18 protein-coding genes and 1 tRNA gene are annotated in these 19482 nt (G+C 61.4%); 7 read left to right on the forward strand and 12 right to left on the reverse strand.

The window, feature by feature from the left end:
• Positions 1-24 precede the first annotated feature (24 nt).
• Both pyk and FEZ60_RS12465 read left to right on the forward strand, forming a co-directional pair.
• Positions 25-1443: a pyruvate kinase gene (pyk, locus tag FEZ60_RS12460; protein ID WP_033230849.1), complete on the forward strand. Its 1419-nt coding sequence runs from the start codon at positions 25-27 to the stop codon at positions 1441-1443.
• 1 nt (position 1444) lies between these two features.
• The gene (locus tag FEZ60_RS12465) at positions 1445-2326 is read left to right on the forward strand and encodes an acyl-CoA thioesterase II (RefSeq protein WP_116101367.1); all 882 of its coding nucleotides are present in this window, start codon (positions 1445-1447) and stop codon (positions 2324-2326) included.
• 26 nt (positions 2327-2352) lie between these two features.
• Here FEZ60_RS12465 and FEZ60_RS12470 read toward each other — a convergent pair whose 3' ends face one another.
• Positions 2353-2856 carry an SRPBCC domain-containing protein gene (locus FEZ60_RS12470; protein ID WP_033231403.1) on the reverse strand — a complete coding sequence of 168 codons (504 nt, stop codon included), beginning with the start codon at positions 2854-2856 and terminating at the stop codon, positions 2353-2355.
• Positions 2857-3157: 301 nt separating this feature from the next.
• Here FEZ60_RS12470 and FEZ60_RS12475 point away from each other — a divergent pair, with 301 nt between their 5' ends.
• Entirely contained in the window at positions 3158-4300 is a 1143-nt protein-coding gene (locus FEZ60_RS12475; protein ID WP_172936180.1) for a GNAT family N-acetyltransferase, read from the forward strand.
• 29 nt (positions 4301-4329) lie between these two features.
• Here FEZ60_RS12475 and FEZ60_RS12480 read toward each other — a convergent pair whose 3' ends face one another.
• From FEZ60_RS12480 to FEZ60_RS12505, 6 genes are all read right to left on the reverse strand, one after another.
• Positions 4330-5580: an amidohydrolase gene (locus FEZ60_RS12480; RefSeq protein ID WP_116101364.1), complete on the reverse strand. Its 1251-nt coding sequence runs from the start codon at positions 5578-5580 to the stop codon at positions 4330-4332.
• 134 nt (positions 5581-5714) lie between these two features.
• Complete coding sequence (locus FEZ60_RS12485) at positions 5715-6167, reverse strand: hypothetical protein (RefSeq protein WP_116101362.1); 453 nt, start codon at positions 6165-6167, stop codon at positions 5715-5717.
• Positions 6168-6429: 262 nt separating this feature from the next.
• Complete coding sequence (locus FEZ60_RS12490) at positions 6430-7032, reverse strand: isoprenylcysteine carboxylmethyltransferase family protein (RefSeq protein ID WP_172936181.1); 603 nt, start codon at positions 7030-7032, stop codon at positions 6430-6432.
• A gap of 30 nt (positions 7033-7062) precedes the next feature.
• Positions 7063-7761, reverse strand: coding sequence for a cation transporter (locus tag FEZ60_RS12495; RefSeq protein ID WP_172936182.1), 699 nt, complete (start codon positions 7759-7761; stop codon positions 7063-7065).
• Positions 7761-8090: a metalloregulator ArsR/SmtB family transcription factor gene (locus FEZ60_RS12500; RefSeq protein WP_045070053.1), complete on the reverse strand. Its 330-nt coding sequence runs from the start codon at positions 8088-8090 to the stop codon at positions 7761-7763. Before FEZ60_RS12500 ends, FEZ60_RS12495 begins: the two co-directional genes overlap by 1 nt.
• Before the next feature lie 429 nt (positions 8091-8519).
• Positions 8520-8593 (reverse strand) — tRNA-Leu (locus tag FEZ60_RS12505).
• Positions 8594-8700: 107 nt separating this feature from the next.
• Here FEZ60_RS12505 and FEZ60_RS12510 point away from each other — a divergent pair.
• Both FEZ60_RS12510 and FEZ60_RS12515 read left to right on the forward strand, forming a co-directional pair.
• On the forward strand, positions 8701-9318 hold the full coding sequence (locus tag FEZ60_RS12510) for a response regulator (RefSeq protein WP_033230841.1): 618 nt from the start codon (positions 8701-8703) through the stop codon (positions 9316-9318).
• A 193-nt stretch (positions 9319-9511) separates the two neighbouring features.
• Positions 9512-10840 (forward strand): ABC transporter substrate-binding protein, encoded by a 1329-nt coding sequence (locus tag FEZ60_RS12515; RefSeq protein WP_033230840.1) that lies wholly within the window; start codon positions 9512-9514, stop codon positions 10838-10840.
• Between the two features lie 63 nt (positions 10841-10903).
• Here FEZ60_RS12515 and FEZ60_RS12520 read toward each other — a convergent pair whose 3' ends face one another.
• From FEZ60_RS12520 to FEZ60_RS12535, 4 genes are read right to left on the reverse strand one after another with little or no spacing between them, the layout of a single operon-like run.
• Entirely contained in the window at positions 10904-11710 is an 807-nt protein-coding gene (locus FEZ60_RS12520) for an ABC transporter ATP-binding protein (protein ID WP_033230839.1), read from the reverse strand.
• Positions 11707-12735, reverse strand: a complete 1029-nt coding sequence (locus FEZ60_RS12525; RefSeq protein ID WP_116101359.1) for an ABC transporter ATP-binding protein — start codon at positions 12733-12735, stop codon at positions 11707-11709. Before FEZ60_RS12525 ends, FEZ60_RS12520 begins: the two co-directional genes overlap by 4 nt.
• On the reverse strand, positions 12728-13717 hold the full coding sequence (locus FEZ60_RS12530) for a branched-chain amino acid ABC transporter permease (RefSeq protein WP_033230837.1): 990 nt from the start codon (positions 13715-13717) through the stop codon (positions 12728-12730). The genes FEZ60_RS12525 and FEZ60_RS12530 overlap by 8 nt, the downstream gene beginning before the upstream one ends.
• Before the next feature lie 6 nt (positions 13718-13723).
• Positions 13724-15058 carry a branched-chain amino acid ABC transporter permease gene (locus FEZ60_RS12535; protein WP_045070050.1) on the reverse strand — a complete coding sequence of 445 codons (1335 nt, stop codon included), beginning with the start codon at positions 15056-15058 and terminating at the stop codon, positions 13724-13726.
• A gap of 256 nt (positions 15059-15314) precedes the next feature.
• Between FEZ60_RS12535 and polA the strand changes: the two genes are divergently transcribed.
• The gene (gene polA, locus FEZ60_RS12540; protein ID WP_116101358.1) at positions 15315-18062 is read left to right on the forward strand and encodes a DNA polymerase I; all 2748 of its coding nucleotides are present in this window, start codon (positions 15315-15317) and stop codon (positions 18060-18062) included.
• A gap of 68 nt (positions 18063-18130) precedes the next feature.
• Here polA and trxA read toward each other — a convergent pair whose 3' ends face one another.
• On the reverse strand, positions 18131-18502 hold the full coding sequence (gene trxA / locus FEZ60_RS12545) for a thioredoxin (protein ID WP_033230835.1): 372 nt from the start codon (positions 18500-18502) through the stop codon (positions 18131-18133).
• Between the two features lie 422 nt (positions 18503-18924).
• Here trxA and FEZ60_RS12550 point away from each other — a divergent pair, with 422 nt between their 5' ends.
• Positions 18925-19443 carry a C40 family peptidase gene (locus tag FEZ60_RS12550; protein ID WP_051730183.1) on the forward strand — a complete coding sequence of 173 codons (519 nt, stop codon included), beginning with the start codon at positions 18925-18927 and terminating at the stop codon, positions 19441-19443.
• The last annotated feature ends 39 nt before the right edge of the window (positions 19444-19482 follow it).

Below are 19482 nucleotides of genomic sequence, written 5' to 3' on the forward strand. Positions count from 1 at the left end.
ACTGCGAGCGACTAGGCTCGAGCCGTGAACCGACGGACAAAAATTGTATGCACCCTGGGACCGGCAACAGCTACCGGTGACCGAATCCGTGAGCTCGTGGAGAGCGGCATGGACGTGGCCCGGCTCAACTTCAGCCATGGCGACCACGCCGATCACGAAGAGAACTACATCCGCGTCCGCGCAGCGTCAGACGCGACAGGCAAGGCCGTCGGCGTCCTCGCCGACCTGCAAGGCCCAAAAATCCGGCTCGGTCGATTCAAGGACGAGCGGACCGTCTGGGAAAGCGGTGAAGAGGTTCGTATCACCGTCGACGACGTCGAGGGCACTCACGACCGCGTCGGAACCACGTACAAGGAACTCGCACGCGACGCCAAGCCGGGCGATCGCCTGCTCGTCGACGACGGCAAGGTCGGTCTTGTCGTCACGGCGGTCGAAGGGAACGACGTAGTCTGCACGGTCACCGAGGGTGGACCGGTCAGCAACAACAAGGGCCTTTCGCTTCCCGGTATGAATGTCTCCGTTCCGGCACTGTCGGGCAAAGATATTGCCGATCTGGAATTTGCCCTGAAGTTGGGTGTCGACTTCATCGCTCTGTCGTTCGTTCGTTCGCCTGCGGACGTCGAACTGGTTCACGCCATCATGGACCGAGTCGGTCGCCGCGTTCCCGTTATCGCGAAGCTCGAAAAGCCGGAAGCTATCGACAATCTCGAAGCCATCGTGTTGGCCTTCGACGCCGTCATGGTTGCCCGTGGCGACCTCGGCGTGGAGTTGCCTCTCGAGCAGGTTCCGCTCGTGCAGAAGCGTGCCATCCAGATCGCCCGCGAAAACGCCAAGCCCGTCATCGTGGCAACGCAGATGCTCGAGTCGATGATCGAGAACTCGCGCCCCACCCGCGCTGAGGCTTCCGACGTTGCCAACGCTGTCCTCGACGGCGCGGACGCGGTCATGCTTTCCGGCGAGACATCGGTTGGCAAGTACGTCATGGAAACCGTCCGCACGATGGCACGCATCGTCGAGGCAGTCGAAACCGAATCGACACGCGTTCCTCCGCTGACTCACGTGCCGCGCACCAAGCGAGGCGTGATCTCCTACGCTGCGCGCGATATCGGAGAGCGCCTCGACGCCAAGGCCCTGGTTGCCTTCACCCAGTCCGGCGACACCGTGCGTAGGTTGGCGCGTCTGCACACGCCGTTGCCGCTTCTGGCCTTCACCCCGTTGCCTGAGGTGCGGAGTCAGCTGTCACTCACCTGGGGAACCGAAACGTTCCTCGTCGACTCGGTGTCCACCACTGACGAAATGGTGCGTCAGGTGGACAGTGCACTGCTGTCGCTCGGGCGCTACGCGAAGGGCGATCTTGTTGTCATCGTCGCCGGTTCGCCTCCGGGAACCGTGGGCTCCACCAACCTGATTCACGTTCATCGCATCGGCGAAGAACTCCACTAGCGTGAGCGACGCGGACGCGTCGACAGACCTCGGCACACTTCTCGGTCTGCTCGATCTCGAAACCATCGGAGACGACGCGTTCCGCGGGCATCACCCGGCGCAGGTAAGTTCGCGGACGTTCGGCGGTCAATTGGTGTCTCAGGCGCTGATGGCCGCCGGCCGTACCGTCGACGGTGATCGACCGATCCACGCGATCAACGGCCACTTCATTCGCGGCGGAGATGTCAAGGCGCCCATCGAATATCGCGTCGAGCGGCATCGCGACGGGCGCGCGTTCGCAAACCGTCAGGTCACCGCGTATCAAGGCGACAACGAGCTGTTCGTGATGCTGGCAGCGTTCCAGGATTCCGGCACAGGGCTAGAGCATGCCGTCGAAATCCCGGACGTTCCGCTACCGGAGTCGTTGCCGCCCTTGGGTGATCGACTGTCCGGCTACGAGGCGACGCTTCCGCACTTTGTGGGCGCACTCAAACCGATCGACATGCGGTACGCCAACGATCCGGCGTGGATTTTGAAAGGCACGGGGGAGAAACTCACTCACAACCGCGTGTGGATGCGACCGGACGGCGCGCTGCCGGACGACTCACTGATCCACGCCGCCGTGTTGGCGTACTCGTCGGACACCACCGTGCTGGATTCCATCCTGACCACCCATGGATTGTCGTGGGGGCACGATCGGATTGTTGCGGCGACCGTGAATCATTCGATCTGGTTTCACCGGCCGTTCCGGTTCGACGACTGGGTTCTGTACGCGACGGAGTCACCGGTTGCCGCGGGTTCACGAGGATTGGCGACCGGGCGATACTTCTCGATCGAGGGCATGCTGATGGCAACGGTGGTGCAGGAAGGCGTCATCAGGCACTTCCCGCGTAAGGGGGAATAGGACCCAGCCCCCGGAAGGGGGAACAGTCAGGCTGATTTGCGGTACTGCGATGCGAGTTCGTCGGCGCGATCCCAGGGCGACCAGTCGACTTCACGGCCGTCGAGTTGTGCCGCAACCACTTCCAGGCCGGCATGCCAGCCCGCTGCATGCGCGTACGCGGAGTCCTCGTCCTCCATTGTGTGTGTGAGGGTCAACCAGCACCCTCCGGTGCCGTCGGGGTGCAATTCCCAGTGCAATGTGTCTGCGTCCCACAGGTACTCGAAGATGTGGTGCGGATGGACGCTGATGACAGTTCCGTGTGAGCTGTGATCAGCGGGCAAGCCGTATCGCTTGACCTGTTGCGGCGTCACTTTGAACAGTAGGTCTGCGCCGGGAGTCAGTGTGAAATCGACGTCGGCGGGAAACCACGTGTCGAGAAATTCGCGTTGAGTGATGACCTTCCATACTTTGTCCGGCGATTGTGGAACGGCGAGCCGGAAGTTCAGAGACACCCGACCGTCGTACGTCAGGTTGATTGTGCCGTTGTCCATCGGTGCCTCCAACGTTGGTGCCCGTGCGGTTGCCACTATCGTGCCATTTTTGAGGCGCGGACGGAATAACTGCAGGTCAGATCGTTGTAATGTGTTCATGTCGATGTTCACGTGGCGTGCGGTTCTTCTCGGTCGGTGAGGACGTCACAGGGGTAGAGGCAATTCTTTGGTTATCGTTCATTCTTTGTTTCCGGTGGTTCGTCATGCCTCCTGTACTGGTGATTCTCTGCTTAACCGTCCGGCATCAGCCGAAAGTACTAGGCATGGTGAACACTTGGTAATGTAATGGTAAGTTCGCGTCATGGTCGTAACGAAGGTGTCCCGGGCGGAGTGTGTGGACGACGCGGATCGCGCTGGTGTCGAAACTGTGCGCTTCTACGACAACCCCGAGGCGATTCGCGGGGACTGGGAGCGTTTGGCTGCCCGTGTCGGGACTCGAATGTCGTCGCGGTTCCTGTACGCAGTCGGCGCTCACGACACCGACGGCAAAGGCTCATTCCTCCTGGTCGCGGTGTACCGGGGAGCAGAGATGGTAGCGCTGGCACCCTTTGCGGTTCGTCGCATGCTCACTGTCGAGGTGGTTCGCCTTCTCGGGCATGGGCGCGGTGTGGTCGGCGAGATCCTTGCCGTAGACGCCGATGCCGCTCGGGTCCTCTGGCGAGCGGTCGCTGCCCGGGGACTGGTGCTGCACGCCGATCTTGTTGTCGGTTCGGACATTGCGGTCAGTGCACTGTTGGACGATCCGCGATGGAACTGTGCTGTGCGAGTACGGGATACCAATCTCTCTGTGGATTTGCCGGAAGGTACTGTCCCCGTGGATATTCGGAGCGCGCGTTCGTTGAAGCGGCTACGTTCCTATCGGGCGGCACTCACTCGATCCGGGTCTTCACTGGAATTCGAGCAGTTGACGACTCCGGCCGATGTGGACCGGCGATGGTCCGACATGTGCACGGTTGCTGCAATCGGAACGTCAGGGCGCGACCGCGTGAACTTCCTGGCACCCCCGAACGAGGCGTTTGTGTACCGATTCCTCCGGAGAGAAGCAGAACTCGGACGCCTCGTCATCGTCGGGTTGGTCATCGACGGGGTGTGGTGTGCCCACGATGTTTCCGTTCGGACCGGTAGTCGGCTCGAAGGATGGGTCACGCATTACCGACCTGAATGTGCCCGGATTCAACCCGGACATCAAATGATGGAATGGCTTGTCGCGCACAGCAACGAACTTGCCGTCGACGAACTCGACATGGGAATCGGTCCCACTGACCTGAAATTGGTGTGGGCGAACAACCGCACACCGGTCGTGACCATCACCGGTGTGCGGTCGGGCAGAATCGGTTCGCGGGCAATCGTTCGCGCAATCGAGACCTGGGAATCGGGATCGTGGGTCAGCCGCTCGAGAAATCTGCGGGACAAGGCTCGGTCTGCTTGGCGCCGCGTGCGCTAATCCGGACGCCGTCGGCGTTAGCCGTTCGATCAGGCAGGCGGTAACCACGTCCTCGTTGCCGTGACCAACGCGGAAACTCCGATGGTCAGTGTCGGTTCGATCACGGGCGCGTAGTGCGGAGAGTGGTTCGACGGCACGGTCCGGAGGGCAGGGTCGCTCATGTCGCCCGTCGTGAACAGCGACGGGTCGGTACCGCCGAGCAGCCAGTACGACAGTTGTGCGCCCGAACTTGTCGCGAGGATGCCGACATCCTCGCTGCCGGCCCCTGCTCCCGGGTCGAGAATGTTGTCCTCGCCCAACCATGCGGCAAACGCGTCGAGGGTTTTGCCCAGAGCAGCCGGATCATTCACGACGATGGGGAAGCGTTCGATCTCGGTGATAGTGGGTTCTTCCGGGGCGCCGGCCGTTGCGGCTTCGCCTCGGACGATGCGGTCAACGCTGCTCAGAATGCGCTCCCGGACGGCAGAGTCGTAGCTGCGGATGTTTAACTGCAGTTCGGCTTCGCCGGGTATGACATTGGCTGCGTCGCCGGCGTGGATCGACCCGACCGTGAGCACTGCGATCGCCGTGCTCGGTACCTCGCGGGAGACGATTGTCTGCAGGCGCAGAACGGTTTCCGCTGCCATCACCACGGGGTCGACGGAGTTCTCCGGCATGGATCCGTGAGCGCCTTTGCCGACGAGTCGCACGCGCAGCGAGTCGGAACCTGCATACGACGGGCCTGCGTGGCCGGCGATCTTTCCGGCAGGCAACGGAGCTACGTGTTGCCCGAGAACAACGTCGGGCTTGGGGACCTTGTCGAACAATCCGTCGTCGACCATGGCTTGGGAGCCGGCGCCGAGTTCTTCGGCGGGTTGGAAGACGAGTAGTAGGGTGCCAGACCAACTGGCCGTGTCCGTTGAGAGGATCTGGGCGGCCCCCAACAGGCATGTCGTGTGGAGGTCGTGGCCGCATGCATGAGCCACCGGAACGGTTTTCCCGTTCTGATCGGTCGCGGTGACGGTGCTGGCGTAATCCAGTCCGGTGTCTTCCTTGACCGGAAGTGCGTCCATGTCGGCACGCAGGAGTGCTGTTGGTCCTGGGCCGTTCTTCAGGACACCGACTACTCCTGTTTTTCCGATGCCCGTGGTGACGTCGAAACCGAGTGAGGTCAGGCGCGTGGCAACTATTTCGGCGGTGCGATGCTCTTGGAAGCCGAGTTCCGGGTGACTGTGGAGGTCCTTGTACAGGTCGGCCAGCGTCGGATCTACGGTGATGTTCTCGTGCGCAGCGTGTGGCATGAGAGTCCTCTCGATCGAGAAAAGCAGACTAATCGGACGATTTTCACGCTAACAGTGTTCAGGCACTCGGGCGCCGAACGTTACCCGAATGAGTTGATGGACTTCAGCACCGCAAAGTGGGGAGTGCCGGCTACTCAGGCCGGCGCGTAGAAGACATCGACAACAATTTGACCGGGCGATTCCATTCCGGTTGCCCGGAACTCGGGGCGCCCTGCGGCAGTGCCGACAAAAGACTGAACGATCTCACCGCTCACCAGTGCCGTCTCGACGCTCGAAATGGTGCCGCCAGACGTTTCAATCGGTGGAAATTGTTGTAGCGCAGTAGCTCCCATGATATCGATCTGAAGGATCGATGAACCGTTCACGTCGACCACGTGATTGTCGCCGCCGCGAATCGCTTCGCTGACATACTCGACTTTCCATGTCACAGTGCCGGTTCCACTGAGGTGATACGTCACCCGCGAACGGTCGTCAAGGTGCTCGATGGCAACGGCGGTGACCTCGGCGATGGGCAGCGGTGCGTTTGTTTCAGTTCCAGGAACGACGAGACTGGGTGGCGCCTTTGGTGGAGGGCTGCCGATCCTCATTGTTCCAGTCTGCGCAACTGAACCTTCGACGGTTGAATATGTCGGCCGCGAATGGGAGTCGGAACCTGGTTGCGGAGATTCGGATTGGCTTTGGCAACCAGTAAGTGTCGCGGCGGACAAGAGTGCTCCGCAGCACGCAACGAGATATCGGTGCCGCATGAGGGAAACTTATCGGCTCCGTGGATGACGCGTACGCGGATTGCGAATTTCGGTGGCGTTGGTGCCCGAGACGTTGGTGCCGGATGTTGGTAATGGATGTCCGTCAGGTGAGACCGACCCGGGGTACGAATCTGCCGACAGTGCGGCTGTAGGTGCGGTAGGTGTCGCCGTGGCGGTCGCGGAGGTAGGGCTCTTCGACGACACGCACTTGCAGTTCTATGGTGGCGAGCAGCAGCGCGAAGCCGATAAGCGCGAGTGGGTTCGGTGTGAGGAGCGTGATGCCGGCAGCGAAGACGAGCATGGCGGTGAAGATGGGATTGCGGACGAGGCCGAAGACCCCGGTGCGGACGAGATCGGTTGTCTCGGTGGGATCGACGCCGATGCGCCAGGATTCACCCATCTCGTTCTGTGCGTAGAGCGTGCCGACGATTCCGGCCAGCGCGAGCACGATCCCCATGGTCTGGACAGCGGGAGTGGTGAGTACGCCGATCGGGTGCAGCACTGCGGCTAGTTGCAGTGCGGGTGCAACGACGCCAAGGGCTATCGCGACGACGAATCCGGTGCCGGCGATCCATTCCAGCGAGCCGGGTCGTCCGTTGACGCCGCGGAATCCGGTGGAGCCGGTCCGTTGGTACTGCAGCGCGCTGCGCCAACCGAAACCGAGGACCCCGAACAGGGCGTAGAACACGAGCGCGGTCACAGCCATTGCAGACCTTTCCCCATTTGCGGTGTGTGGTCAGTCGCAGCAGTCGCAGTCGCGGCCTGCTGCTGCCTTCATGGTTGTTGTCGGCGTGGGGCAGCAGGTGTCGCCCTTCCAGGCGTTGAGGCCTTCTTTGACTGCGAGAACGGCGATCACGAGGGCGGCGACAGGGTCGGCCCACGACCAGCCGAACAGGCTGTTGAGAAGAAGCCCAGCAAGTAGGACCGCAGACAGGTAGGTGCAGAGCAGGGTCTGCTTGGAGTCGGCGACCGCCGAGAGTGACCCGAGCTCACGGCCGGCGCGGCGCTGCGCGTAGGACAGCACCGGCATGATCGCGAGACTGGCTGCCGCCAAACCGATCCCGATCGGGGAGTGCTGCGCTTCGCCGAATCCTGTCAGGGCCCGGACGGCGTCGGCGGTGACGTAGGTGGCGAGAGCGAAGAAGGAGAACGCGATGATCCGTAGCGCGACCCTCTCCCGCGCTTCGGGGTTGCGGCCGGCGAACTGCCAGGCAACCGCTGCGGCGGAGGACACCTCGATCACCGAGTCCAGTCCGAACCCGATGAGCGCGGTCGACGACACGCGCGTTCCCTCGGTGAGAGCTATTGCAGCCTCGATCACGTTGTAGGTGATCGTCGCCGCGACAAACCACCGAATCCGCCGCGACAGCAAAGCCTTTCGGTGGGGTGTCAGTAAGTCTGATGTCCGGGACGGCATGCCTGGCGGGGTCTCCATCAGCAGCAGTCTTCGGTCTCGGAGGCTGGACAACAGTCCGGGTCGACGGCGAGGACCAAGCCCACGAGATCGTCGAGCGCTCTGCCGATGCGTGGGTCGGCGAGCTCGTAGCGGCTGCGTCTGCCCTCCGGGATGGCGACGACCAGGCCGCATCCGCGCAAACAAGCCAAGTGGTTGGACAGAATCTGGCGTGACACCCCGATCTTTTCCGCCATCTCGGACGGGTAACCCGGAGTAGTGCGCAGGCTCAACAAGATCTGGGTGCGCGTCGAATCCGATAGGGCGTAACCGAACCTCGACAGGGCATCGGCGTGGATTGCGGTCTTCACCCTTCCAATAGTACAGATGTTTCTGTATTCAGAAAAGGCTGTATCTGTATGGTTTCAGTAATCGAGGGTAGAGGTGTGCTTGCGGATTTCGTCTTGCCATGGCGAGTGGGCGGCCGAGGTTGGCTGACACCTGGCGAGTTCCGTATGAGCTACGTCATAGCGCGGCAACGTTGGCGATCAAGTCAGGTGCGAAAGTCACAGTTATTCAAGGGATTGCTGGGCATAAGAGCGCAATGCTGAGATTTGACCGATGCGGACGACTGTTTCCCGATGAACTTGATGCATCGGCTACTCGACATGATGAAGATCGGATCAAGGCTTTAGCGGACTGAATCGAATTTCTCGATGTACTGCGAACTGAGGTCCTAGCCCGCTGGGAGATAAGACTGGGATAGAAGACTGAAATTCGCGCTAGCCCGCACCTTTCGGTGCCCTCGGTGAGACTCGAACTCACACTGGACGGGTTTTGAATCCGTTTCCTCTGCCAATTGGGATACGAGGGCTTGTTGCGATGACTACATTAGAAGATGCGATTCGAATGTCAAACACCGGTACCCTCTAAATGTTCGCGCCTCGTGTCGGGGCGGTTCGATCGAGGAGGGTGGTGGCCATGAATTCGCTAGAGCTGCAAGGCAATCAGAGCAAATCACGTCGAGTTGTTGTTGCCGAGGACGAAGCGTTGATCCGGATGGATCTGGTCGAGATGCTCCGCGAAGAGGGCTACGACGTTGTCGGCGAGGCCGGCGACGGTCAGGTTGCGGTCGAACTTGCGGAGGAACTCAAGCCCGATCTTGTGATCATGGACGTGAAAATGCCCAGGCGCGACGGTATTGATGCCGCTTCGGAGATTGCGGCGAAGCGAATTGCTCCTGTGGTCATTCTCACAGCATTCAGTCAGCGTGAATTGGTGGAGCGAGCGCGGGACGCGGGCGCCATGGCATATCTGGTCAAACCTTTCTCGATTTCCGATCTTGTGCCGGCCGTTGAATTGGCCGTCAGCAGGTTTCGTGAGGTTACTGCGCTGGAACGGGAAGTCGCGGATCTGTCCGACCGCTTGGAGGCGCGCAAGCTGATCGAGCGGGCGAAGAGTGTGTTGATGGTGCGCCAGGCACTCACCGAACCAGAGGCGTTCAAATGGATCCAGCGCGCTGCCATGGACCGCCGCTCCACGATGAAGGCCGTCGCCCTGGTCGTGATCGAGACCTTGGGCGGTGAACCTGACGCCTGAGCCCGGTGCGCTCGGTGGTGCCGATTAAACCGCGCATTCGGCACGGTTGTGTAAATTGTCGAGGCCATCAGGTAACAGTCAGGTCACAGGGCTTTCTTGTCGGATCGCGATACGGTTTCGAGGTCTAGCGTCTTTTCCCACAGCGAGCGTCGTTTCGGTTGACGCGAGCACCGGCTGATCTAAGGAGCGTGGGATGGCTAGACGAACACTTGTGCGCACTGCCGCAGTTCTCGGCGTTGCAGCATTGGCATTGGCAGGCTGTAGCTCGGACGACTCCGACAGTTCGTCATCGGGCACCACCACGTCCGGCTCAGCAGCGGCAACAACCGTCTCGACGGATTGCACGCCGCAACAGGCCACGGCAGGCACTACACCGTCCACCGACCCTCTGCGCATCGGAACCTTGTTGCCGGACACGGGAAGTCTGTCCTTCCTGGGCCCGCCGATGGTTGCCGGTACGCAACTCGGCGTCAACGACGTCAACGCAGCGGGAGGTGTACTCGGACAGCCAGTCCAGTTGATCCCCGGCGATTCCGGCGATACGACCACGGACACGGCCAACACCACGGTTGACCGCGAATTGGCGGCAGGCACCCAGGTGATTGTCGGTGCGGCGTCGTCGTCCGTGTCATTGAAGGTGATCGACAAGATCGCAAGTGCGGGCGTCGTCATGTTCTCCCCGGCCAATACCTCCGACCAGTTTGTCTGCTACCCCGACAAGGGGATGTACTTCCGCACCGCTCCCACGGACGTACTGCAGGCTCAAGCAGTCGCACAGCTCATTTCAGACGACGGTGGACAGCGCGTAGCCATCCTGGCTATGAACGACCCCTACGGCACGGGTCTCGCCGACAACATCCAGAAGAATCTGATCGACTCCGGCGTTCCGTCGGATCAGGTCGAGAAGATCATCTACGACCCCAACGCGCAGTCGTTCAACTCCGAGGTCGATCAGATCAAGAACTTCAATCCGGACGCAGTGGCGTTGGTGGGCTTCGAGGAATCAGCGAAGATCATCACCCGCATGCACGAGGTGGGCATCGGACCGTCCGACGGAATGGCGCTGTACGGCGTCGACGGCAACATGGGTAACGCACTCGGTGAAGCCGTTGCGACGCCGCTGCTCGACACCATGCAGGGCACTACGCCGCTGACGGATGTGGGAGCCGCGTTCCAGGATAGGCTGAAGGCTGTCAACAGCGCTTTGATCGACTTCAACTACGCGGGTGAGTCTTACGACGCCGTGGTGATCTCGGCCCTCGCGGCGGAGCAGGCAAAGTCGACGGCAGGCGTCGATATCGCCGCCAACATCAACAGCGTCACCGAGGGCGGCACCAAGTGCACGTCGTACGCGGAGTGCCTACCGCTCGTGAAGGCGGGAACCGACATCGACTACGACGGCATCACCGGTGAACTCGACTTCAACGACTCGGGCGAGCCGTCCATCGGTTCGTACGGCAAGTTGGTGTTCGGGCCTACGAACACACTGACCACCGAAGGGTTTGTGGTCGTCGGTAAATAGCAGATCAACACACGAGGGTGGGCCAGGGTCTCGAAGACTCCTGGCCCACCTTTTCTGTCGTGGTTACTTCTCTTTGCTGCCGGCCAGCGTTCCGAGGTACAACTCGATCACCTTGGGGTCGTTCATGAGGTTGGCTCCCGTATCGGTGTACGCGTTCTTGCCCTGATCCAGCACGTACCCCCGATCGCAGATCTGCAGGCACCGGCGCGCATTCTGCTCGACCATGATCACCGAAACACCGGCTGCATTGATCTTCTTGCAGCGGATGAACACTTCGTCCTGGAACATCGGTGACAAGCCGGCAGACGGTTCGTCGAGGAGCAACACCGACGGATCCATCATCAGGGCCCGGCCCATCGCGACCATCTGACGTTCTCCGCCGGAGAGCGCGCCTGCCTTGACCTTTCGGCGTTCGCTCAGAAGTGGGAACAGGTCACTGACAAAAGCGAACCGCTCCGCGAAGGACTTGGGACGCAGATAGATTCCCATTTCGAGGTTCTCTTCGATAGTCAAGGACTGGAAGACGTTCTGAGTCTGGGGAACGTATCCGACTCCCTTCTGGACGAGTACGTGTGCGGGAGCGGACGTGATGTTGTCCTCCCGGAGAGTTACCGAGCCTTCGCGGACGGGGATGAGCCCGAACAGCGATTTGAGCAGCGTCGACTTGCCGGCGCCGTTCGGCCCGATGATGCCGACGATTTCGCCTTCCTTCAGGAAGAAGTTGCATTCACGCAGGATGTTGACGCCGGGAATGTAACCGGCCACCACGCTGTCCGCGCGAAGCAGCGCACCCGCCGACAGGCGTGCGTGTTCCTCGGGAGTTGCGGCAAATTCAGCGGGGGTGAGTGACCGTGCTTCGTTCTCGCTCATGGCTTCTCGTGCCTTCCGCGCGATGCCTCCGGACTGGATTCGAGCACCTCGACAACCTCGACCGGTAGGTTCCCCAGATCCGGCTCCGACAGATCACCGCCGGCTTCGAGCGTCTCGACTTCGGCCTCGGCCAGAGCGGCCGCGAGAACGGCGGTGTCGCCCACAGGGTTGCCCTCGTCGTCGAATTCGAGGGCCTGATCGTGATGACTTCCCAGATAGGCGTCGACGACTGCTGTGTTGGACGACAATTCGTCCGGCGTCGACTCGGCGATGACGCTGCCCTGAGCCATGACGACCACCCAATCGCTGATGTCACGAATCACGTCCATGTCGTGTTCGACGAAGACGACCGTCATACCGTCGTCGCGTAGCGATTTGATGTGCCCGAGCAGGCTCTGTGTCAGTGCGGGATTGACGCCTGCCATGGGCTCGTCGAGCATCACGACGGATGGTTCCGTCATCAGTGCCCGTGCCATTTCGAGGAGTTTGCGTTGCCCGCCCGACAGTGAACCGGCAAGGTCGTCGGCTTTGGTGTCGAGCTTGAATCGTCCGAGAAGTTCGCGGGCGCGCTCGGTGATCTCGCGTTCCTGTGCCTTCCAGGTCCAGGGCAGCAGCGACGTGAAGATTCGTTCGCCGCGTTGCCCGGTGGCTCCGAGCCGAACATTGTCGAGCACCGTCAGTTTCGACAGCGCCTTGGTCAGCTGGAACGTGCGGACCACGCCTTTACGCGCCACCTGATGGGGATACATGCGTCCCAAGGACTGACCGTCCATCGACCATGTTCCGGTGTCCGGTCGATCGAAGCCGGTGAGAAGGTTGAACAGCGTGGTTTTCCCGGCGCCGTTAGGACCGATCAGCCCGGTGATACATCCGCGTTGGATTTCGAGATGGTCGACGTCGACGGCCTTGAGGCCACCGAACGTCCGCGACACCTTGTCGGCCACCAACACCGGGTCGGGTTTGGCCGATCCCGGAACGTGGGGGACGTCGGCAAAGATCTGTGCTCGTGTCTCGGCGTCAAGCATTGAGTTGCACCTCCCGCTTGTTACCCAGTATTCCCTGCGGCCGGAACACCATCAGGAGAGCGATCATCAAACCCAGTAGTACGTAGCGCGTCGCGCCGACCTGCTGTTCCGTCAAAGACAGGAGCGGGTTCTCGCCCGAGATCGCCTGACGGAGCAATGCGTCGGGGATTGCGAGGAGGAACCAGAACAGCATCGCTCCCACGACCGGGCCGAATACCGTTGCGGCACCGCCCAGAATCAACGCTCCGAACGCGAAGAAGGTCTGAGCCGTCGAGTAGAAATCGGGGTTGATGGATTTGGTCTGTAGAGCGTTGAAGACTCCGGCCATACCGCCGATCACGCCACCGATGACCAACGCCTGCATCTTGTACACGAAGACGTTCTTTCCCAGCGACCGTGCCGCGTCCTCGTCCTCGCGGACTGCTTTGAGGACACGACCCCATGGACTGTGGCTGAGCAGGTAGACGATCCCGCAGAGGATCAGCACGAGGGTCCATCCCACGACCATCGACCACAGGTCGTCGCCGTAGAACTTCACGCCGAGGAACGAGTACTGCTTTGCGGAATCGAACGGGCTCAGTGAGGTGAAGGGTTCGGCAAAGCTGAAGAGTCCGTTGGTTGATCCGGTGACGGAGTCCGATGCCGTTGACCGGAAGATCAGTCGCAGGATTTCCGCAGCGGCAATGGTGACGATGGCGAGATAGTCCGCGCGAAGGCGAAGAGTCGGTATGCCGAGGACCAACGCGAGAAGGCCGGCGGCGGTCAGTCCGACGATGATTCCCAGCCATAGCGGTTGGTCGTACGTCACCGTCATGATGCCGACGCCGTAACCGCCGAGCAGGGCAAAGCCGATCTGGCCGAAGTTCAGCAGTCCGGCATACCCGAAGTGCAGGTTGAGGCCGATGGCCAACAACGCGTAGAAGATCGCCGACGGCCCGATGAACTGGGCGAAGGAGACCTGGAGTGCTCCCATGATGTCCATATCCACTCACCCGATCCGTTGTCTGGATCCGAGGATGCCCTGGGGGCGAACCACGAGGATCACGATCAAGACGAGAAGCCCGCCGATGTATTTGAGGTCGGGGTTGATGATCAGCGTCGAAAGCTGAACCAGCAGACCGACTATGACGCACCCGAGAAGCGCGCCGTAGGCGGTGCCGAGTCCGCCGAGAGTGATACCGGCGAACATCAGGAGCAGGAGTTTGAAGCCCATTTCCCACTGGACACGGCCGCCGAGTTCGGAGATGCCGAACAAGACGCCGCCGAGGGCAGCCAATCCGCCGCCCAGTCCCCAGACGAACATGATCACGCGTTCGACGTTGATGCCGGACGACGCGGCGAGATCGCGGTTGTCGGAGACGGCGCGCATCGCCTTGCCGATGCGCGTCTTCTGCAGAAGTAGTGCCACGCCGACCAACACGATCAGGCTGACCACCATGACAGCGGCATTGGCGTCGGTCAGTGCGATCGGTCCCCAGTTCTTCTCGACCTGACCTTGGTAGTCGTCGAAGGGTTCGGCGCGATCGGAGAAGAAGATCAGAATCAGGTAGCGCAAGGCGATGGCAAGACCGATCGAGACCACCAACTGCGCGATCAATCCGGTCTTACGTTTGCGCAAGGGTTTCCAGACGATCCCGTTGGTGAGCAATCCGATGCCGATGCCGACGATGATCGCGAGCAGCGTCGCCGGTATCAGGGGGATGCCGACCGAGGTGTTGAATGCCCACGCCGCGACGGCGCCCAGCGTCACCATCTCACCGTGCGCGAAGTTGGTCAGCCCGGTGGTTCCGTAGATCAGGCTCAATCCGACACCGGCGATGGCAATCACGAGTCCGAAGCGGAGACCGTCGACGGTAGTTCTGATGAGTTTTTCGCCGAAGCTCACATTGGAGGCGGTGCGCACTTCGCCGAACGAGAAGATCACGGTGTTCGCGCGGCCGGCGACCACTTCGCGTTCGACGGTGGCCTGCACGCTCACCCCGTCCGGAAGGGTGTCGGCAACAATTTCGAATGTGTAGACACCCGGCGCGACCGCCAATTCCCAGCGGCCGTTCTGGGCGGATTCGCCGGCGGCGACTTCGGTGCCGGACGAGTCGAGGGCGCGAACGGTCACGCCTTCGAGTCGTGTTCCACCGTTGTTGAGATTGCCACTGACGGGAACGGCATTGGCCGGCACTGCCGGTGCGGTGGACACGGTCGGAGATTCGGGGGTATCGGTCGGTTCCTGCGCCGACGCGGTTGCGGCGAATGTGAGTACAGCAACTATCACGAGCAGGGCAAAGGCCAGGATTCGGCTCAATGTGGCGAGGGTATGCCGTTTCACTACGGGTGGGGCCACGTACGTCCTCCGAGCGGGTCGGGACAAGGTTGCCGCGCAGTCAGCGAGGTGTCAGCCCGTTGCTGCGATTTCCGGACTCTAACGGCTCTGTTCGCTTCAGACGGGGTTCTGCGATTTCCGGCATGTTTCGGTTCCGTATCGAAGCCGCGTGCAGGGGCGATTGACCTGATTTCGGGCTGGTTCCTGCGTAAAGGACCGTGGGCGGCATGTGTGTCGGTCCGAATCCCTAGACTGATGAACCGTGAGCCCCGCAACCACGACTCGGTCCAGCACGTCCACCGCCGCTACCGGTACATCCGGCAAGGCAGACGATCGTCCACTTTTGATGCTTCTCGACGGGCATTCTCTGGCATTTCGTGCCTTCTACGCGTTGCCCGCGGAAAACTTCAAGACACAGAGTGGTCAAACCACCAATGCGGTGTACGGCTTCACGTCGATGCTGATCAATCTGCTCCGTGACGAACAGCCCACCCACTTGGCAGCTGCCTTCGACGTCTCCCGTCAGACGTTCCGCGCCGAGTTGTTTCCGGAATACAAGGCGCAACGAGCCAAGGCTCCGGACGAGTTCAAGGGGCAAATCGACATCACCAAGGACGTCCTCGGCGCCATGGGGATTCCGGTCATGGCCGAGGACGGCTTCGAAGCCGACGACGTCATCGCCACGTTGACGACGCAAGCCGAAGCGCTCGGGTACCGCGTACTCGTTGTCACGGGCGACCGCGATTCGCTTCAATTGGTCACGGAGAACGTGACGGTGCTGTATCCGAAGAAGGGCGTGTCGGAGCTCACCAGGTTCACGCCGGACGCGGTCGAGGAGAAGTACAACCTGTCACCGGCTCAGTACCCCGATTTCGCGGCGCTGCGCGGCGACCCGAGTGACAATCTTCCCGGCATTCCTGGAGTAGGGGAGAAGACCGCTACCAAGTGGATTCGCGAATACGGAGACCTTCAGGGTTTGGTCGACAACGTCGACAAGGTCCGGGGCAAGGTGGGCGATTCGTTGCGGGAGAACCTCGCCAACGTGTTGCTGAACCGTCAGCTCACCGAGATGATCCGCGACGTGCCGCTGCCGTACACACCGGAGCAGTTGGTTCTGGCTCCGTGGGATCGCGAGAAGATCCATGCGTTGTTCGACGACCTCGAGTTCAAGGTTCTCCGAGATCGCCTGTTTGCGACCCTGTCATCTTCCGAGCCCGAAGCAGAAGAGGGTTTCGAGGTCAGCGGCGACGCACTTGCGCCGGGTGCGGTGGCGGAGTGGCTGGACGCACACGCGCGTACCGGATCCCGCCACGGAGTCGCCGTCCTCGGAACGCGCAGCACGTTCGCTGGAGACGTCACAGCGCTTGCCATCGCTGCATCTGACGGCGAGTGTGCCTACATCTCCACCACCTCGGCTACTGCGGAAGACGAAGCAGCGCTGGGTGATTGGCTCGCCGATGTGTCTGCGCCCAAGGCTGTGCACGAGGCCAAGTGGGCAATTCACGCCTTGCGTGGACGCGGGTGGACCTTGGGTGGATTGACCAGCGACACCGCGCTCGCGGCCTATTTGGTGCGTCCGGGTCAGCGTTCCTTCAATCTCGACGACCTCTCGCTCCGTTACCTCAAGCGTGAACTGCGTGCCGAATCGTCGGGGCAGGAACAGCTTTCGCTGCTCGATGACACTGATCAGCTCGACGCCGAAGCGGCGGAAACGGCGATGCTCAGCGCCCAGGCCGTGCTCGACCTTGCACAGGCGCTCGACAATGAACTCGAGTCGATCGAGTCGACGTCACTGCTCTCGGACATGGAGTTGCCGTTGACAATCGAACTCGCTCAGATCGAGGCAACCGGTATCGCGGTCGACACCGCGCATCTGCACGATCTCCAGAGCCGGTTCGCCTCCGAAGTCTCCGACGCCGCCAACTCGGCGTATGCAGTGATCGACAAGCAGATCAATCTCGGCTCCCCGAAGCAGCTGCAAGTTGTGCTGTTCGAGGATCTCGACATGCCCAAGACCAAGAAGACCAAGACCGGGTACACCACAGACGCCGAGGCGTTGCAGGGCCTGTTCGACAAGACGGGGCACCCGTTCCTCGAGCACCTTCTCGCGCACCGCGACGCAACACGCATGAAGGTCACCGTGGACGGGCTGCTCAAGTCGGTCGCCGAGGACGGGCGGATCCACACCACGTTCAACCAGACCGTCGCCGCAACCGGACGCCTTTCTTCCACCGATCCCAACCTGCAGAACATTCCCGTGCGCAACCAAGCGGGACGCGAGATCCGCGACGGTTTTGTGGTCGGCAACGGCTTCGACGTTCTGCTGACCGCCGACTACAGCCAGATCGAAATGCGGATCATGGCCCACGTGTCGGGCGACGAAGGACTCATCGAGGCATTCAACACCGGTGAGGACCTGCACAGCTTTGTCGGTTCGCGCGCATTCGGTGTGCCGATCGAGGAGGTCACCCCGGAATTGCGTCGTCGGGTCAAGGCGATGTCGTACGGACTTGCCTACGGACTCAGTGCATACGGTTTGGCGTCACAACTCAAGATTTCGACCGAAGAGGCAAAGCAGCAGATGGATGCCTACTTCGCGCGATTCGGCGGAGTACGTGACTACCTCCACGCAGTGGTCGAGCAGGCTCGAAAGGACGGCTACACCTCGACGCTCTACGGCCGTCGTCGCTACCTGCCCGATCTCAACAGCGACAACCGTCAGCGTCGCGAGGTCGCCGAGCGCGCCGCGCTCAATGCGCCCATTCAGGGCACGGCAGCCGACATCATCAAGGTCGCGATGATCAACGTCCAGAAGGCACTTGCCGATGCGGGACTCGAGTCGCGGATGCTGTTGCAGGTTCACGACGAGTTGGTACTCGAGGTCGTGGCTTCCGAGCTCGAGCAGGTCACAGCATTGGTCAAGGACAAGATGTCCACCGCTATCGAGCTGTCCGTTCCGCTTGATGTGTCGGTCGGCACCGGCCGCAGTTGGGACAGTGCCGCTCACTGAGGTCTGCAATGAAAAGTGGCGCAGGGCAATCGAATTCGATTTCCCTGCGCCACTTTTTGTTGTGCGAGTTACTCGGCGGAAGCCGACTGCTCTGCGATCTGCTTGCGAACCTCGTCCATGTCGAGCGCCTTGACCTGAGTGATCAGATCCTCGAGCGCGGGGGCGGGCAGAGCGCCGGCCTGGTTGAACACGAGGACACCTTCACGGAAAGCCATGATCGTCGGGATGGAGCGGATGTTCGCCGCTGCGGCGATACCCTGCTCGGCCTCGGTGTCGACCTTCGCATGGACAACGTCGGAGTGCTTGTCCGCGGAAGCCTCGAAAGTGGGAGCGAACTGGCGGCACGGGCCGCACCACGAAGCCCAGAAGTCCACGAGCACGACATCGCTGCCGTTGATGGTTTCGTCGAAGTTTGCCTGGGTGAGGGTCTGGGTGGCCACGAGGGTCCTTTCCATAGTTCGGTGCGCTGTGAAGCAGCAGCTGTTGGTGTGTGCAACGCCGAGGAATCGCCAATTCTTCCCTGCAGCGCCGACCGGATTGCGTACGAGGCCGCGTGGACGGGGCCGAAGTACCCGGTCAGGTACCTACGTGCGCCTATCTGAAGAGCCTTGTTAGTGCATCTACCAGCATAAATGCATATTTTCCTGGGGTTGAACGAACTCGTAGGTCTGAAGATCTGCGCCAAATTTGTGGCACCGGGTGACGCGCGGCACATAAATTACGTGGTTCCGGGCGGAAAACCGAAACAGGTATGCCATGGGCAGTTCAGCGGAAGGCAGGAGCGCGAACCGCCGACAGAGTTGTGGGCATCGCCGCAACCCGATCGGGCTGCGGGACATCCTGAAGGGAAATCCACAAGCTCATGGCTGTACGCACAACCTCTCGAACCAACGCCGCTCTGACCCGCATTCTTCGAAGCGCCATCATTATCGGTGCACTCACCGCAGGAGCCTTTGCCTCGACTACCGCCGGTGCGAGTGCTCAACCGCTGGCGGCTCCGTCTCAGTCGACGCACGTTCAGCAGGTTGCGTTCTACTCGTCAGCCGGATCGCAGGCGGTGAGCGCGGCGGAGTCGAAGGTCGGGGCACCGTACGTGTGGGGCGCGACCGGACCTAGCTCGTTCGACTGCTCCGGATTGGTTCAGTGGGCATACGCGCAGGCCGGAGTGTCCATTCCCCGGACGACCTACGCACAGGAAGCCGGTGGTGTCCCCGTATCTCGAGGAGACCTGCAGCCGGGTGACCTGGTGCTCTACTACGGCGGCGACCACGTTGGCATCTACGCCGGCAACGGCACGGTAGTGCACGCGCCGACGTCCGGACAGTCGGTCACGTACGCGCCGGTCGACTCGATGCCTTTCCACGCCGCACGCCGGTACTGATCTAACGCCCCACAACGTCGCGAGGTGCAGAGAGTGATG

Origin of the sequence: Rhodococcus sp. MS16, from assembly GCF_013277795.1 — a bacterium.
Taxonomy (GTDB): Bacteria; Actinomycetota; Actinomycetes; order Mycobacteriales; family Mycobacteriaceae; genus Rhodococcus_F; species Rhodococcus_F globerula.

Coding starts and splice junctions, on each gene's coding strand:
- FEZ60_RS12470 (WP_033231403.1), bottom strand. CDS start 2,856: ATGGACAACGGCACAATCAACCTGACGTACGACGGTCGGGTGTCTCTG.
- FEZ60_RS12475 (WP_172936180.1), top strand. CDS start 3,158: ATGGTCGTAACGAAGGTGTCCCGGGCGGAGTGTGTGGACGACGCGGAT.
- FEZ60_RS12480 (WP_116101364.1), bottom strand. CDS start 5,580: ATGCCACACGCTGCGCACGAGAACATCACCGTAGATCCGACGCTGGCC.
- FEZ60_RS12485 (WP_116101362.1), bottom strand. CDS start 6,167: ATGAGGATCGGCAGCCCTCCACCAAAGGCGCCACCCAGTCTCGTCGTT.
- FEZ60_RS12490 (WP_172936181.1), bottom strand. CDS start 7,032: ATGGCTGTGACCGCGCTCGTGTTCTACGCCCTGTTCGGGGTCCTCGGT.
- FEZ60_RS12495 (WP_172936182.1), bottom strand. CDS start 7,761: ATGGAGACCCCGCCAGGCATGCCGTCCCGGACATCAGACTTACTGACA.
- FEZ60_RS12510 (WP_033230841.1), top strand. CDS start 8,701: ATGAATTCGCTAGAGCTGCAAGGCAATCAGAGCAAATCACGTCGAGTT.
- FEZ60_RS12515 (WP_033230840.1), top strand. CDS start 9,512: ATGGCTAGACGAACACTTGTGCGCACTGCCGCAGTTCTCGGCGTTGCA.
- FEZ60_RS12520 (WP_033230839.1), bottom strand. CDS start 11,710: ATGAGCGAGAACGAAGCACGGTCACTCACCCCCGCTGAATTTGCCGCA.
- FEZ60_RS12525 (WP_116101359.1), bottom strand. CDS start 12,735: ATGCTTGACGCCGAGACACGAGCACAGATCTTTGCCGACGTCCCCCAC.
- FEZ60_RS12530 (WP_033230837.1), bottom strand. CDS start 13,717: ATGGACATCATGGGAGCACTCCAGGTCTCCTTCGCCCAGTTCATCGGG.
- FEZ60_RS12550 (WP_051730183.1), top strand. CDS start 18,925: ATGGCTGTACGCACAACCTCTCGAACCAACGCCGCTCTGACCCGCATT.